General features: G+C 68.1%; 15 protein-coding genes. 8 read left to right on the top strand and 7 right to left on the bottom strand.

Annotation, left to right across the window (positions count from 1 at the left end):
* Positions 1–2: 2 nt before the first annotated feature.
* A complete protein-coding gene (locus D7T59_RS19730; protein WP_180851457.1) occupies positions 3–794 on the bottom strand; it encodes a dienelactone hydrolase family protein in 792 nt (263 codons plus the stop codon).
* Between the two features lie 132 nt (positions 795–926).
* On the opposite strand from D7T59_RS19730, the gene D7T59_RS19735 reads away from it, so the two are divergent.
* Positions 927–1,514 carry an SMI1/KNR4 family protein gene (locus D7T59_RS19735; protein WP_180851456.1) on the top strand — a complete coding sequence of 196 codons (588 nt, stop codon included), beginning with the start codon at positions 927–929 and terminating at the stop codon, positions 1,512–1,514.
* A 60-nt stretch (positions 1,515–1,574) separates the two neighbouring features.
* Here the strand turns inward: D7T59_RS19735 and D7T59_RS19740 are convergent, their stop codons facing one another.
* The 4 genes from D7T59_RS19740 to D7T59_RS19755 form a co-directional block, all read right to left on the bottom strand.
* Complete coding sequence (locus D7T59_RS19740) at positions 1,575–2,108, bottom strand: hypothetical protein (RefSeq protein WP_180851455.1); 534 nt, start codon at positions 2,106–2,108, stop codon at positions 1,575–1,577.
* A gap of 131 nt (positions 2,109–2,239) precedes the next feature.
* A complete protein-coding gene (gene murD / locus D7T59_RS19745; RefSeq protein ID WP_180851454.1) occupies positions 2,240–3,649 on the bottom strand; it encodes a UDP-N-acetylmuramoyl-L-alanine--D-glutamate ligase in 1,410 nt (469 codons plus the stop codon).
* On the bottom strand, positions 3,630–4,982 hold the full coding sequence (gene murL, locus D7T59_RS19750; protein ID WP_180851453.1) for a UDP-N-acetyl-alpha-D-muramoyl-L-alanyl-L-glutamate epimerase: 1,353 nt from the start codon (positions 4,980–4,982) through the stop codon (positions 3,630–3,632). The genes murD and murL overlap by 20 nt, the downstream gene beginning before the upstream one ends.
* A gap of 76 nt (positions 4,983–5,058) precedes the next feature.
* On the bottom strand, positions 5,059–7,653 hold the full coding sequence (locus tag D7T59_RS19755; RefSeq protein WP_180851452.1) for a bifunctional aspartate kinase/diaminopimelate decarboxylase: 2,595 nt from the start codon (positions 7,651–7,653) through the stop codon (positions 5,059–5,061).
* A gap of 75 nt (positions 7,654–7,728) precedes the next feature.
* On the opposite strand from D7T59_RS19755, the gene D7T59_RS19760 reads away from it, so the two are divergent.
* A complete protein-coding gene (locus D7T59_RS19760; RefSeq protein WP_180851451.1) occupies positions 7,729–8,604 on the top strand; it encodes a PhzF family phenazine biosynthesis protein in 876 nt (291 codons plus the stop codon).
* Positions 8,605–8,712: 108 nt separating this feature from the next.
* Complete coding sequence (locus D7T59_RS19765) at positions 8,713–9,591, top strand: PhzF family phenazine biosynthesis protein (RefSeq protein ID WP_180851450.1); 879 nt, start codon at positions 8,713–8,715, stop codon at positions 9,589–9,591.
* Between the two features lie 98 nt (positions 9,592–9,689).
* Here the strand turns inward: D7T59_RS19765 and D7T59_RS19770 are convergent, their stop codons facing one another.
* Positions 9,690–10,121, bottom strand: coding sequence for an OsmC family protein (locus D7T59_RS19770; protein WP_164137267.1), 432 nt, complete (start codon positions 10,119–10,121; stop codon positions 9,690–9,692).
* Positions 10,122–10,499: 378 nt separating this feature from the next.
* Here D7T59_RS19770 and D7T59_RS19775 point away from each other — a divergent pair, with 378 nt between their 5' ends.
* The 4 genes from D7T59_RS19775 to D7T59_RS19790 all read left to right on the top strand — a co-directional run bounded on the left by D7T59_RS19775 (position 10,500) and on the right by D7T59_RS19790 (position 12,722).
* Positions 10,500–10,898 carry an HU family DNA-binding protein gene (locus D7T59_RS19775; RefSeq protein WP_010483539.1) on the top strand — a complete coding sequence of 133 codons (399 nt, stop codon included), beginning with the start codon at positions 10,500–10,502 and terminating at the stop codon, positions 10,896–10,898.
* A 254-nt stretch (positions 10,899–11,152) separates the two neighbouring features.
* On the top strand, positions 11,153–11,461 hold the full coding sequence (locus tag D7T59_RS19780) for a DUF3861 family protein (RefSeq protein ID WP_099553066.1): 309 nt from the start codon (positions 11,153–11,155) through the stop codon (positions 11,459–11,461).
* A 51-nt stretch (positions 11,462–11,512) separates the two neighbouring features.
* A complete protein-coding gene (locus tag D7T59_RS19785; RefSeq protein WP_180851449.1) occupies positions 11,513–12,043 on the top strand; it encodes a hypothetical protein in 531 nt (176 codons plus the stop codon).
* A gap of 82 nt (positions 12,044–12,125) precedes the next feature.
* Positions 12,126–12,722: a YceB family lipoprotein gene (locus tag D7T59_RS19790; protein ID WP_014036282.1), complete on the top strand. Its 597-nt coding sequence runs from the start codon at positions 12,126–12,128 to the stop codon at positions 12,720–12,722.
* A gap of 72 nt (positions 12,723–12,794) precedes the next feature.
* Here D7T59_RS19790 and D7T59_RS19795 read toward each other — a convergent pair whose 3' ends face one another.
* Positions 12,795–13,262 (bottom strand): SET domain-containing protein, encoded by a 468-nt coding sequence (locus D7T59_RS19795; RefSeq protein ID WP_010483549.1) that lies wholly within the window; start codon positions 13,260–13,262, stop codon positions 12,795–12,797.
* A gap of 208 nt (positions 13,263–13,470) precedes the next feature.
* Between D7T59_RS19795 and D7T59_RS19800 the strand changes: the two genes are divergently transcribed.
* Positions 13,471–13,926 (top strand): SUF system Fe-S cluster assembly regulator, encoded by a 456-nt coding sequence (locus D7T59_RS19800; protein ID WP_005408436.1) that lies wholly within the window; start codon positions 13,471–13,473, stop codon positions 13,924–13,926.
* Positions 13,927–13,929: the final 3 nt, after the last annotated feature.

Consider the following 13,929-nt stretch of genomic DNA (forward strand, 5'->3'; position numbering starts at 1 on the left):
CACTACCGCTGCTCGAACCGCTCCTCGAAGAACGCATCCAGCGCCTTCCACGCGCGCTTGGCCGCCCGTTCGTTGTACTGGCAGCCCGGCGGGCTGTTGGCATCACGCTCGGCAAAGCAGTGCACCGCACCGCTGTAGTTGGTGAATTCCCAGTCGACCTTGGCCGCGTCCATTTCCTTCTGGAAGCTGCCGATATCCTCGGCGGTCACGCTCTTATCGTCGGCACCGTTGAGCACCAGCACCGAGGGATGGCTGCCACCGGCCTGTGCCGGCAGCGGCGAACCCAGCCCCCCATGCAGGCTGACCACACCGGCCAGTGGCGCACCGGCACGGGCCAGTTCCAGCACCGTGGTGCCACCGAAGCAGAATCCGACCGCACCGATGCGGCTGGCATCCAGCGGCGCCTTGCCGGCCTGCGCCTTGAGCACGTTCACCGCCTCCAGCGCGCGCGCCCGCAGCAGCGGCCGGTCATTGCGCAGCTTGCTGGCGACCGGGCCGGCCTCGGCATCGGTCTTCGGCCGCACGCCCTTGCCGTACACATCGGCCACCAGCACCACGTAATCATCGCCGGCCAGCTGCTTGGCCTTTTCGATGGCCGACGCGTTGACGCCCTTCCAGTTCGGCACCATCACCAGGCCCGGGCGCTTGTCCTGGTCGCCGTCGTCGTAGACCAGCACGCCACTGAAAGTTGTGCCCTGGTGCTTCCACTCCACCGGCTGCGTCTTCATCGCCGCCCAGGCAGGCATCGCCGCCAGCCCCAGAACCACCGCCACACCGCATCGCCAACGATTCATGCGCCTGCTCCGCAAGAAAAAGGGGACGGAGGGGATTAAGCCGTATTCGCCCCTCCCGCGTCGCATTCTGCATTGGCGACGTGACGCAGGTGTGGTTGGATACGACTTAATCCCCTCCGTCCCCTTTTTCGCATGAACCCTGTTGATCGCTTTCTGTCCGGCCTGATCCCGCGCCTGCCCGCCGACGATGCCCCGCAGTGGGCCCGTGTGCAGGGCGCCAGCGCAGAAGACCTGCAGCGCCTGCGTGCGCAGTGGCCGCAGGTGCCGGACAGCCTGGTGGACCTGCTGTCGCGCGTGGATGGCACGCACTTCCGTGAGTACCCCGGTGGCGAGGTCTGTGTGCTGATGCTGGGTTCGGATGTGGGCGACTACCCGTATTACCTGCGCTCGGTCGCGCAGATCTTCGAGGACCAGCAGCAATGGGACGACAGCATCCGCTCCATCTACGAGGAGTGGCTGGACGACGAGCCGGACATCCTCGGCGCCGGCATCGATGCCGATCTACCGATGAACCGCCGCCTGTGCTTCTCGCACTGCATGAACAACGGCGGCACCTCGATGCTGTATCTGGATTTCGACCCGGCACCGGGCGGCACGGTCGGCCAGGTGGTGCGCTACCTGCATGATCCGGCCAGCTATGCGGTGATCGCGCCGAGCTTCGATGCGTACCTGCAGGAGCTTATCGACCGCGATTACGCGTTCATCGATCAGGACGACTGAAATCCAGCCGAGCATGGGCTCGGCTCTACAGTAGATCCACGCCATGCGTGAATGGCGGCGCTACCCGCGCTCGATCCAATGCAACGTGCCCGGCGCGAAGGCCAGCAGATCCGCTGTCGCCAACGTCGCCCGCGACCAGTGACGTTCCGGCGGCGCCGGTTGCCGCGCGTTCACCGCACCGTCGTAATCGCGTACCAGCAGGCCAATGCGTACCGCACCCGCGCCCAACAAGGCATCGATGCGCTGCAACCATTGCCCGGCATCGCCCAGGGCGTCATCGCGACGCACCTGCTGATCCTGCGCATGCCGCGCCAGCTGCTCGGCCAGCGCGCGGGCGATCTTCGCCTCGCTCCAGCCCTTTTTCCGCCAGCGCTCGGCATCGCCCTTCCATTCCGGCTCCGCCTGCACCGAGGAGAGCGCCGTGCCGCAATCGCAGTGCGCGGCACTCAACCACGGCTGCCAGCCGGGCCCCACCGCCGCCTGCAGGCTGGGCGACGCCTGTGCGAACAGGCGCCGGCCGCTGCGGGTGAATACCGCGGCGGCCGCGTCGTGCGGCAATGACGTGGGCAGGAACACGGTGATGAAGGTACACATCGTGCTTCTCGAATCGGTCCGGGAATGCGCCGATGGTAACGCGCCCCTTCAGTAGAGCCACGCCATGCGTGGAAGCGGTGCCCCGGGTTGCCGGCCAGCGGCCGGCACTACCGTAGATCGAGGCCGCCCTCTTACCCGATGCCCAGGCCCGGAATCGCGCTGATGCTGTCCGGGTCGAACCCGGCCAGTTCGGCGAAATGGCGTCCACGGGCCACGTAATCGCGGTAGGCACCAAAGCTCGGCGCACCCGGCGACAGCAGCACCACCCCGCCCTGCGCACCCAGCGCAGCGCGCGCCAAGGCCATCGCCTCCGGCAGATCACCCGCCGCATGCAGCCCGAAGCGGCCGGCATCGGCCAGCGGCTGCAGCATCGCGTGAATGCGCGGGCCGTTGCTGCCCATCGTCACGATCTCCACCGGCGGCACGTCGTGCGCCATGTGCTGCATGAAATCGGTCCAGTCCAGGCCACGGTCGTGCCCGCCCACCAGCAGCGCGATGCGCTGGCCGGCGAAACATTCCAGTGCGGCCAGGCTGGCGTGCGGCGTGGTGCTGATCGAATCATTGATGTAGGTCAGGCCATCGGCCGTGCCGATGCGCTGCAGGCGGTTGGGCAGCGGCCGGAAATCCTGCACCGCCGGCGCCAGCGCCACGGCATCCAGGCCCAGCGCTTCCAGCGCGGCCAGCACCGCGCACAGGTTGCCGCGGTTGTGGCGGCCCGGCAGCGGCGTGTTGCGGGTATCGAACACCGCCTGTTCGCCGCGATGCACGATGTCACCACGCATGTGCCAGCCCTGAGGCTGGTTGAACCAGACCACTTCACTGCCAGGCAACGACAGCGCGGCCAGATGGGGATCGGCGGCGTTGAGCACGGCGATGCGCGGCGCGGCTTCGGTCACCAGCCGCAGCTTGTCTTCGATGTAACGCTGCTCGCTGCCGTGCCAGTCCAGGTGTTCGGGGAACAGGTTCAGCACCACCGCCACCTGCGGATGGGCGCCACTGCGCGCCACTTCGCCGGTCTGGTAGCTGGACAGTTCCACCGCCCAGTACTCGGGTGCGGGTTGCGGGTCCAGCACTTCCAGCAGCGGCAGGCCGATGTTGCCGACCAGGCCGGTACGGTGGCCGGCGGCACGCAGCAGGTGCGCGACCAGCGCGGTGGTGGTGCTCTTGCCCTTGGTGCCGGTCACGCACACGGTGTCGTGCACGATGCCATCGGCACCCGCATGTTCGGCAAACCACAGCGCGGTGCCGCCGATGAAGGCGGTGCCCTGCCCTGCCGCCGCCAGCGCGATCGGCTGGTAGGGGCTGATGCCGGGCGACTTGATGACCACGTCGAACGCGGCCAGCGCCTCGGCCGAGGGCTCGCCACGCACATCCAGCAGCCCCTGCGTTTCCGCGCGCGCGGCCTCGGCCTCGGCGGCCGGGCAGAACAGGCTCAGGCCAAGCGTCGGCAGACGCGCGCGTAGTACCGAAAACGCGGCGCGACCCTCACGGCCCCAGCCCCACAGCGCAACGCGCTTGCCTTCAAGCTTCGAAATCTTCACGCACCCGTTCCCACAGCGCGGCCGGAACCCGGTGTTCGCCCTGCAACTGCAGCAGCGGTGCCAGTTCCAGTTCGGCGGCATCCAGCTGCGGCTGGATCTCATTGCAGAAGCGCTTCACCAGCACGTCTTCCTTCCACTCCGGGCGCTGCGCCAGGGTCGCCATCGCCGCACGCGATTCGCGGCCTTCGCCCACGCACTCGAACGGCTTGTGGTCCTGGAATTCCAGCAGCGCATCGAAGCCGGCGGCCTGCTCGGCATCGTCCAGCAGATTGCGGCCGAAGATGCGCACCAGGCGCGTCTTGGGCATGAACGGGGCCAGCGCCAGGAACACGAAATGGCACTTCGGGCAGACGCCGCACCAGCGGTTCACCGGGCGCTCGCCAAGGATGTGGAAGTTGCGGTTGCAGCTGGAGAAATGCGCGTCGTAGAAATCGGTCTTGGCGAACTGGCGGGCCACCGCCAGCTCGGACATCGGGCGCAGCAGCGAGTAGTACTGCAGGTCCGCCGCGACGTGTTTCTGCACATGGCTGCCGAACGCCTGCTCGAATGCCCAGCCCTTGGACCACTGGTGGTTCACTTCGCCGGTGCCGGGAATCTGGCTGCCGTAGCTGGCCGAGCGCTCGTTGGAGAACACCACCTGGTCCACGCCCTGCAGCAGCGCGGCCAGCACCATGATCGCCGAGTTCACTGCAGTGACCGGGATATGGCCATTCCAGGCGCCTTGGCGGTTGAGCTCGAACAGTTCCGGCGCCAGCGCGCGGCCCAGATTCAGCGTCGGCAGGCCGGTACGCTCGGCACAGGCGCGGATCAGCTGCGAACCACCGATCCAGGTCACCGTTTCGTCCACGCCGGCACGGCGCAGCGCTTCGATGCTGACCAGCGAATCCTTGCCACCGCCGATGGCCACCAGCGCGTGCGGCTGCAGGCCCAGTGCCGGCGCCTGCACCGCTTCGCCCTGCACCGGCAGGCGGAAGCGACCGCGCAGGTTCAGGCCGTTGCGGTAGGCGAATTCGCCCAGGCCGTTGAGGTAGACCGTCTCCACCAGCGCAGCGGTGTCGGCATCGATGGCGTAGCTGTCGATGCTGACCGTCTCCGGCACCCCGGCCTTGTAATAGCTGACACCGGCGATCAGGTGCAGCAGCTGCAGCGCGCGCTGCACGGCGGCGGTACGCGCCTGGTCCAGCACGAACGGGGCGCCCGGCACGGTGATGGTTTCCACCATCTCCGGGCCGTCATCGAAGGCGTAGACCAGCCTGGCCACGCCGGTCTCCGCGGCGAATTCGCAGCGGACGAAGCGGAAGCGGGAAACCTGGTGTTTGTCGAAAGCAGTCATGGTGTATCCGGTCAGGCACGGGCCCGCGCGATAGCGCGGGGCGTGTCGGTGGGCGGGTGCAGGGCGCGCGCGGTGGTCATTCGATCACGTCTTCGCGCGGCAGCATCCGCTGGTTGTAGGTGTTGGCCATCGAATAGCCGTACGCGCCGGCGTCGGCAATCAGCATCACGTCGTCCGGCGCGGTCGACACCGGCAGCTTGCGGCGCTTGCCGAACACATCGCTGGATTCGCAGATCGGGCCGACCACGTCGAACGCCGCTTCGGCATAACCGCCCTGGCGGCTGAGGTTCTCGATGTCGTGCCAGGCGTCGTACAGGGCCGGCCGCATCAGTGCGTTCATGCCGGCATCCAGGCCGACGCGGCGCACGCCGTCCTTCTCCACCACCTGGGTGACATGGGTCAGCAGCACGCCGGACTCGGCCACCAGGTAGCGGCCCGGCTCGATCGCCAGGCGGAATGCCGGATGCAGCGCCTTGACTTCGGCCAGGCCCTCGGCCCAGGCGTCCAGGTCGAACGGCTCGTCTTCGTCGCTGTACGGAATCGGCAGGCCGCCGCCGATATCGATGGTGTGCACGCTGCCGATGCGGCGGGCGAAGCCGGCCAGCTCATCGCACATCAGGCGCCAGTGCTGCGCGGTTTCCACGCCACTGCCGAGGTGCGCGTGCAGGCCGACCACGCGGCTGCCCAGATCGGTGGCCGCGCGCACGAACTCATCGACGCGGGCGATCGGCAGGCCGAACTTGGAGTCCTTGCCGCCGGTACGGACCTTGGCATGGTGGCCTTCGCCACGGCCCAGGTCGACACGCAGCCACAGCTCCCGGTTACGGAACAGGTCCGGCCAGCGCTGCAGCGCTTCAACGTTGTCGACGGTGACGGTCACGCCCAGCGCGAATGCGGCTTCGTACTCGCTGCGCGGGCAGAAGCTGGGGGTGAACAGCACGCGCTTGGGCGACAGTTCCGGCAGGTGCTGGAACACGTGCTTCAGCTCGCCGTGCGATACGCACTCGAGGCCGAAACCTTCGGCTTCCAGCAGCTGCAGGATGGCCGGGTGGCTGTTGGCCTTGATCGCGTAGTAACGCTGGTCGATCGGCTTGATCGCGGCCAGCGCGCGCGCGCGGGCGCGCACGGTCGGCAGGTGATAGACGTAGCGCGGCGTACCGGCATCGGCCAGCTGCAGCAGGTGCGCGCGCTGGCCGCGCCACCATGGCGTGCCGCGCGGGCGCACCGTGCCGGCGATCTCGCGCCAGCGCGGGCCAAACACTTCGGTCTCTTCCACCGGCATCGCACCGCTGTCGATCAGCTCGGCGTGCAGGATCGGCAGCAGGCCATCGGCATCGGCTTCGTCGATGACGAAGGTCAGGTTCAGGTCGTTGGACGACTGCGAGATCATGTGCACGCGCTCACGGCCGAACGTGGCCCACACATCCGACAGCTTGTGCAGCAGCGAGCGCATGCCACGGCCGACCAGGGTGATCGCCGCGCATGGCACGATCACCTTCACCTTGCAGATCTGCGACAGGTCGGCCGACAGCGCGGCCAGCACATCGGTGTTGACCAGGTTCTCGGACGGGTCCAGCGACACGGTGACGTTGGTCTCGGCCGAACCGATCAGGTCCACCGACAGGCCGTGCTTCTTGAACAGGTTGAACACATCGGCCAGGAAGCCGACCTGCTGCCACATGCCGATGCCTTCCATCGACACCAGCACGATGCCGTTGCGGCGGCTGATCGCCTTTACGCCCGGCACCGGCGCAGCGCTGCCATCGATGCTGGTGCCCGGCAGTTCCGGGCGCTCGGTATCGAGGATGGCCATCGGCACGCCGGCATCGCGGCACGGCTTGATCGAGCGCGGATGCAGCACCTTGGCACCGGTCGTTGCGATTTCCTGCGCCTCGTAATAGTCCAGGCGGGTCAGCAGGCGCGCGTCTGGCACGTCCTTCGGGTTGGCGCTGAACATGCCCGGCACGTCGGTCCAGATCTCCACGCGGCTGGCACCCAGCAATGCGCCGAAGTACGCCGCCGAGGTATCCGAGCCGCCGCGGCCGAGGATGGCGGTGCCGCCATCGGCGTGACGCGAGATGAAGCCCTGGGTGATCAGCAGGCGGGCCGGCTGCGCACGGAAGCGCTGCATCCACTCTGCGTCGGCACGCCACTGGCAGTTCACCGACAGGCGCTGCGACCAGTCGCTCTGGTTCGGCTGCGGCGGCATCGCGTCCAGCCACTGGCGCGCGTCCATCCAGCCCATGTCCAGGCCCGACGCGCGCAGGTAGGCCGCACCCAGGGTGGAGGACAGCAGCTCGCCCTGGCCCAGCACTTCGGCCTGCCAGTCCAGCGGGCGGGTCGCGGCGCGCGCATCGTCCAACAGGCCCTGCAGCGCCGCCAGGCGTTCGGCCAGCACCTCGCGGCCCAGGCCGAGTTCAACCAGGAAGCCCTCGTGGCGCTCGACCAGCGCCGCCACGCGATCACGGCTGTCCGGCGCGCCATCGGCGATCGCAGTCAGCTCATTGGTGACCCCGGACAGCGCCGAAACCACCACCAGCACGCGCGAGCCGGTCTCTTCCGCACGTTTTTTCGCCAGCTTCCCGATCGTGTCCCAGCGATGACGACGCGACACCGAGGTGCCGCCGAACTTCAGTACGATCCAACGATCGACAAGGGGGGAAGCTGACATGGATTGGCTATGTAGAATGTGGGGAAGCCGCCCTCGGGGGCGGAACCTTTGATTCTAAGCGCAATATCCCCGTAGATGGCCGTCCTCCGTTACCTGCAGCTCGATGTCTTCGCCCCCCGCCCCGGCACCGGCAACCCACTGGGCGCCATCCTGGACGCCGATGGGCTCTCCGGCGAGCAGATGCAGGCCCTGGCCGCCTGGCTGAACCTGTCCGAGACGGTGTTCTTCCTGCGCCCCAGCGCGCCCGGCGCCGACTACCACATCCGCATCTTCACCCCGACCCGGGAACTGGCGTTCGCCGGGCATCCCAGCGTCGGTGCGGCGTGGGTGGCGGCGACCTGCGGCCTGGCCCAGCCGCGCGACGGCGCGCTGGTCCAGCAGTGCGCGGCCGGATTGTTGCCGGTACAGGTGAGCGGCCCGGCCGAAGCACTGGAGATCCAGCTGGCCAGCCCTCCCGCCCGGCAGCTGGCAACGGCAGCCGACGCGACACCCGCGGGGCTGCTGGCGCTGGCTGCCGATGGCCACGCACCGGAACTGTGGGACAACGGCGCACGCTGGTGGCTGCTGCCGCTGCGCGATGCCGCCGCCGTGCGCAGCCTGGTGCCGGACATGGCCGCGCTGGCCGGTTGGAGTCGGTCGACCGATGCCACTGGCGTGGCGCTGTTCGCCGATGAAGCCGGTACCGACCACACCCGCGTGGTGCGCGCGTTCTGCCCTGCTGATGCGCCCAGCGTGCCCGAGGATCCGGTGACCGGCAGCGCCAATGCGCTGATCGGCGCCTGGCTGCGGCAGCGCGATGCCCTGCCCGGCCGCGAGGGCCGCTACGTGGCCAGCCAGGGCCGCGAAGTGGGCCGCGATGGCCGCGTGCAGGTGCAGGTCGATGCGCAGGGCACGGTGTGGATTGGCGGCCAGGTGCAGTGCGTGATCGACGGCCACATCCATTGGCTGTAGAGCCGAGCCCATGCTCGGCTGTGGCCCACCACAAGGCAGCCGAGCATGGGCTCGGCTCTACAACGGCGCGTTAAGCTGCGCGCCACCCGATTCTGGAGTTTCTCCCTGATGACCACCCGCCGTTTCCTGCAGCTGGATGTGTTCTCCCCGCGCGCCGGCGCCGGTAACCCTTTGGCCGTGGTGCTCGATGCCGAGGGGCTGGACGACGCCGGCATGCAGGCCATCGCGCGCTGGACGCGCCTGCCCGAGACCACCTTCGTGTTTCCGCCGCAGGCGCCCGGCGCCAGCTATCGGTTGCGCATGTTCAGCCCGCAGAAGGAAGTCCCGTTCGCGGGCCATCCCAGCGTCGGCACCGCGCATGCGGTGCTGCAGGCGGGCCTGGCCGTACCGGTCGACGGTGTGCTGGTCCAGGACGGCATTGCCGGTGCGCTGCCGCTGCGCGTCAGTGGTGAAGGTGCGCAGCAGCGCATCGCCATCCGCACCCCGCGCGCGCAGCTGGCCGAGACCGCCGAGGCCACCGATCCGCGCCTGCAGGCAGCACTGGGGGGCTGGCCACTGGGCACACTGCCGCCGGCACGCATGCAGGGTGGCCGCAGCTGGTGGGTGGTGCAGGTGGCCGATGAAGCCGCGTTGCGCGCCCTGCGTCCGGACTGGGATGCGGTGGCCGCATTGGCTGAATCCACCGACAGCATGGGCGTGTTCGCCTATGCCTTCAGCGATGGCAGCGAAGGGTTCGATCTGGCGGTGCGCGCCTTCGTCGGTAACGGTCGCCGCTTCGAAGACGCCGCCTCGGGTGCGGCCAACGCCGTGTTGGCCGCGTGGCTGGACCTGCGCGAGGCCCTGCCCCGGGGCCGTGCACCGTTCGAAGTCAGCCAGGGCCGCGAAGTCGGCCACGATGCGCGCCTGACCCTGCTGGTCGATGAGGACGGCGAGGTCTGGTCCGGTGGCCAGGTGCAGACCGTCATCACCGGCACCATCGATTGGTAAAGGGCCCCTGTAGAGCCGAGCCCACGCTCGGCTGCTGTTCGTCTGGATCAGGACCGCTGCGGGAGCCGAGCGCAGGCTCGGCTCTACAGTCGCATGGCTCAACCCAGCTCGGCGTCCAGGCTGATCGGCACCGCGCTCAACGCCTTGGACACCGGGCAGTTCTGCTTGGCGTCATCGGCAATCGCGCGGAATTTCGCCGCGTCGATGCCCGGCACAACGGCCTTCACTTTCAACCGGATCTGCGACAGCTGCGGGCCGCCTTCCAGCGACAGATCGACCTTGGCTTCGGTATCCAGCGAGGTCGGGGTGAAGCCGGCTTCGCCCAGCTTGGCCGACAGCGCCATGGTGAAGCAGCCGGCATGCGCGGCAGCGATCAGTTCTTCCGGATTGGTGCCCTTCTCGTCGCCGAAGCGGCTGTTGAAGCCGTAGCGGGTCTTGTCCAGCAACCCACTCTGCGGCGTGCTCAACTGCCCCTTGCCCGACTTCAGGTCGCCTTCCCAGTGCGCGGTGGCGTGTCGCGAGATTCCCATGTGCTGCTCCTGCGTGACGGTGATGAACGATCACCCTCGCACGTGGCGCGTTAGCCCTGCGTCGCTCCGCCGCACGCGCCACGTCGCTCCGGCGCCGGGCGCCGGGCGGATGGACACTTCTTCACCAGCCGGAAACGCATTTCCCCCTTGTTTTCAGTGGTTTCGCGAATTCCGCCGATGACCGGGCGCTGGCGGCCAGCCGCGTCCCGACACCCCCGCCCCCCATCGCCGGCCATGTACTGAATCGGCCTGGATATGAAAAAACATGCACTTTCCGCGCTTCGGGCTATTGGCGGCGCCCGAGAGTTGCCCTACATTGCGCTTGCCGACGGGGTTCGGCGCCGACCAAACAACCAACCGTTCACGGAACAGGAAACCATGGCAAAGACCGCTAAGAAGGCTGCCCCGAAGAAGGCAGTGAAGAAAGTCGCGACGAAGGCAGCCGCCAAGCCGGCCGCTCCGAAGCCGATCAAGGAAGTGCTGACCAAGTCCGGCCTGGTTGCACACATCGCTGAAGCCTCCGGCGTCATCGCCAAGGACGTCCGCGCTGTGCTGGCCTCGCTGGAAAGCGCCGTCGCATCCTCGGTGCACAAGAAGGGCGCTGGCTCCTTCACCCTGCCGGGCCTGCTGAAGATCACCACCGTCAATGTGCCGGCCAAGCCGAAGCGCAAGGGCATCAACCCGTTCACCAAGGAAGAACAGTGGTTCGCCGCCAAGCCGGCCACCACCAAGCTGAAGGTGCGTCCGCTGAAGAAGCTGAAGGACGCCGCGCTGTAAGCGCGCGCCCCAACGCGGATTCCGACGGGACGGCTCTGGCCGTCCCGTTTTTTTTGTCCCAACCACGGCCCGCAACACAGCGTTGCCGCATCCCCGGGAATGCCCGTGCAGGCCCGTCGCCATTGGCTGGGCCCGGCCTGCGGCGGTGCCGGAACGTACCGGGTGGAACACTGCGTGCAGCGCCGGCCGTCGTCGCCGGCCGTGGCCTTGCCTATCGTTGGCACATCCTCCACAGCTACGGCGAGCATCCCCTCATGGCCAGCCCCTCCACCCGCTACCGGATCTCGGTGACCCCCATCGAAAAGGACGGGGTGCAGTGCACCGGGCGTTGCACCATCGAACTGGAACATCGCGCCAGCCGCGATCTGATGCGCCTGCTGGAAGCGGCACCGCGCACCGCCGGGCTCAGCGGCGATGAACGCGCGACCCTGGTGATTGCCACCCAGCTGCTGCGCGACATCGTGCAGCGCCACGCCGAAACCGATGGACACGCGTTGGCCGCCATCGCCGGGCAGGTGCTGCCGGCGCTGGATGCACTGGAGCAGTTGCCCACCTCCCGCTGACCGGAGCGCAGTCGATACACTGCCTTCTCCACGTCGCCTCGGGGAGGAGGCATGCGCAGGACCCTTTTCATGATCGCGCCACTGGTGCTGCTGGGCTGCTCCAGGCCCGCTGCACAACCGGACGTTGCGCCTGCGCCAGCGCCAGCCAGCGCTGGAGCACAGGCCGTTGCAGACACCGACGCAGCGCCGCTGCAGTCGGCAACGATCGATCCGCTGTTCGCCGCGGTCGCTGCCGACGCCGAACCACCATCGGTGATGCTCAACCGCTACGTGATCGCGCTGCTCAACCGCAACCGCAGCGCCAGCGACGCGGCATGGGCGATTCCACCGGCCGATCCGCACCGCGCAGATGACGCTGCGATACGCCAGTTGCAGGACCTGCGCACGCTGCGCCTGGACAGCGGACCCCCGCTGGCACGCGACGACCGGCAGCCATCCCGGTTGCTGGAGGTGCCGGTGCGGATCCGCGCGACCACCGCACAGGGCACCTTCCGCTTCGGCGGCTGGTACCGCGTGCAGCCCAGCCCCGATGGCCGCGCCTGGCAGATCCAGTCGGCGCAGCTGCGGCCAACGCTGGACTGAACCGTTGCAGCGGCATGCACGCACGATTCAGCCGCCCCGGCTACTCTTTCCCCCATCCATTCCCTATCCAGCGGTCACCGCCATGCGCCTGCGTTCCCTGATGACCCGCCTCGCCGCCTCCACCGTACTGATCGCAGCCGCGATCGGTGCCCAGGCCGCCCCTTCCATTTCCGGCCGTGAACTGTCGGTGGGCGCCAGCGATGTGCAGCAGTACCTCGATGGCAGCTTCCCGCGCACCCAGGACGCCCTGGGCGGACTGATCGCCCTGACCATGAGCCACCCCCAGCTGAGCCTCCCGGCCGGCGAGCGCTTGAACCTCGGCATGGACGTGGCACTGGCCACCGCCGGTGGCAATCCGGCCAGACTGGGTACGGTGAAGCTCAGCAGCGGCCTGCGCTACGACGCTCAGACCCAGGGCTTCCACCTGCAGCAGCCGAGCGTGGATGACTTCACCCCCGCCAACCAGGGCGGTCGTCTGGACTCGCGTACCCGCGGCCTGCTCAATGCCTGGCTGAGCGACTACGCCCAGCGCGAGCCGATCTACAAGCTGGATCCTGCCGTGGCCGGGGTGCTCGGCGCCCTGCAGGTGCAGTCGGCACAGGTGAAGAACGGCAAGCTGGTGGTCACCTTCAACCAGAACCTGGGCAACCTGGTGCCGGCAGGCGTGCTGGGCAAATAAGGTAGTGCCGGCCGCTGGCCGGCACGCTTTTCACATGTGTGCCGGCCAGCGGCCGGCACTACCCGCTGCGGGTCAGCGCTTGGGCTGCAGCATGGTGCCGGTGCACTTGGGCGAGCCGCAACGGCACTCCCAGATCTTCTTCAGCTTGGCGGTGTGGCGCTCGGCCAGGGTGATGCCGTAGTTGTAGGTCAGTTCCTCACCGGCCTTGATGTCACGCAGCGCCTCGATGAAGACCTTGTCACCGCGGCTGTCACCGTCCTCGTCTTCCTCGATCACCGCCTCGCAGTTCGGGTCGCAGCTGTGGTTGATCCAGCGCGCGTCGTTGCCCTTGTAGTTGGCATCGATCACCCAGTCGTCGTTGAGGGTGAACAGGAAGGTATGGCCACTTTCGACGTCGCCGCTGTCATCGGCATCAACGTCGCCGTGGCTGCGCAGCAGGCCCTTGTACTGGATCACGCGCTCGCCCTGCTTGATCGGGGCCACGGAAAACACACCGTTGCCGTGGATGGCGGACTTGCGGGCTTGGATCTTCTTGGGCATCGGCAAGGGAGGTCTGCAGCGAAAGGAACGTTGATTCTCGCCCATTCCGGGTGATTGCGAAAATCACCCCGTTGGCGCAGCATGGCGCCCCGGCAGTGGCCCTGGTGCGTCGTCCCGGTCCGTCCCAGCGCCGGCTGAATGCCCGGGTTGGATGCCGGCGAATAAAAGCGTACAATTTCAGTCCGCTTTAAGAACCGCTCGCATTCCCATGTTGCGTGTCACCAAGCTCACCGATTACGCCACCGTGGTACTGACCGTGCTTGCCGCCCGTCCGGGCGAGGTGCTCAGTGCCACCGAGCTGGCCGAATTCACCGGCCTGGAGCCGCCCACCGTCAGCAAGGTGCTCAAGCCGCTGGCCCAGGCCGGCCTGGTCGAAGGCCTGCGCGGTGTCCGTGGTGGCTACCGCCTGACCCGCCCGGCCATCGAGATCTCGCTGTTCGAAGTGGTCGAAGCGATGGAAGGGCCGCTGGCCCTGACCGAATGCAGCCACGACCACCACCAGTGCGGCATGGCGCCCAAGTGCGGCGCGCGCAGCAGCTGGCGGCTGATCAACGACGTGGTCTCCGAGGCCCTGCGCGATGTCACCCTCGCGCAGATCCTGCCCCCTCTCCCCCTTGCCGATGACGAACAGCGCCGCACCATCGCTGTCGACGTCGTCTCCTGATCC

The sequence above is a fragment of the Stenotrophomonas maltophilia genome, assembly GCF_013464915.1.
In the GTDB taxonomy this organism is placed as follows: domain Bacteria; phylum Pseudomonadota; class Gammaproteobacteria; order Xanthomonadales; family Xanthomonadaceae; genus Stenotrophomonas; species Stenotrophomonas maltophilia_AT.

Coding starts and splice junctions, on each gene's coding strand:
- D7T59_RS19730 (WP_180851457.1), bottom strand. CDS start 794: ATGAATCGTTGGCGATGCGGTGTGGCGGTGGTTCTGGGGCTGGCGGCG.
- D7T59_RS19735 (WP_180851456.1), top strand. CDS start 927: ATGAACCCTGTTGATCGCTTTCTGTCCGGCCTGATCCCGCGCCTGCCC.
- D7T59_RS19740 (WP_180851455.1), bottom strand. CDS start 2,108: ATGTGTACCTTCATCACCGTGTTCCTGCCCACGTCATTGCCGCACGAC.
- murL (WP_180851453.1), bottom strand. CDS start 4,982: ATGACTGCTTTCGACAAACACCAGGTTTCCCGCTTCCGCTTCGTCCGC.
- D7T59_RS19755 (WP_180851452.1), bottom strand. CDS start 7,653: ATGTCAGCTTCCCCCCTTGTCGATCGTTGGATCGTACTGAAGTTCGGC.
- D7T59_RS19760 (WP_180851451.1), top strand. CDS start 7,729: ATGGCCGTCCTCCGTTACCTGCAGCTCGATGTCTTCGCCCCCCGCCCC.
- D7T59_RS19765 (WP_180851450.1), top strand. CDS start 8,713: ATGACCACCCGCCGTTTCCTGCAGCTGGATGTGTTCTCCCCGCGCGCC.
- D7T59_RS19770 (WP_164137267.1), bottom strand. CDS start 10,121: ATGGGAATCTCGCGACACGCCACCGCGCACTGGGAAGGCGACCTGAAG.
- D7T59_RS19775 (WP_010483539.1), top strand. CDS start 10,500: ATGGCAAAGACCGCTAAGAAGGCTGCCCCGAAGAAGGCAGTGAAGAAA.
- D7T59_RS19780 (WP_099553066.1), top strand. CDS start 11,153: ATGGCCAGCCCCTCCACCCGCTACCGGATCTCGGTGACCCCCATCGAA.
- D7T59_RS19785 (WP_180851449.1), top strand. CDS start 11,513: ATGCGCAGGACCCTTTTCATGATCGCGCCACTGGTGCTGCTGGGCTGC.
- D7T59_RS19790 (WP_014036282.1), top strand. CDS start 12,126: ATGCGCCTGCGTTCCCTGATGACCCGCCTCGCCGCCTCCACCGTACTG.
- D7T59_RS19795 (WP_010483549.1), bottom strand. CDS start 13,262: ATGCCCAAGAAGATCCAAGCCCGCAAGTCCGCCATCCACGGCAACGGT.
- D7T59_RS19800 (WP_005408436.1), top strand. CDS start 13,471: ATGTTGCGTGTCACCAAGCTCACCGATTACGCCACCGTGGTACTGACC.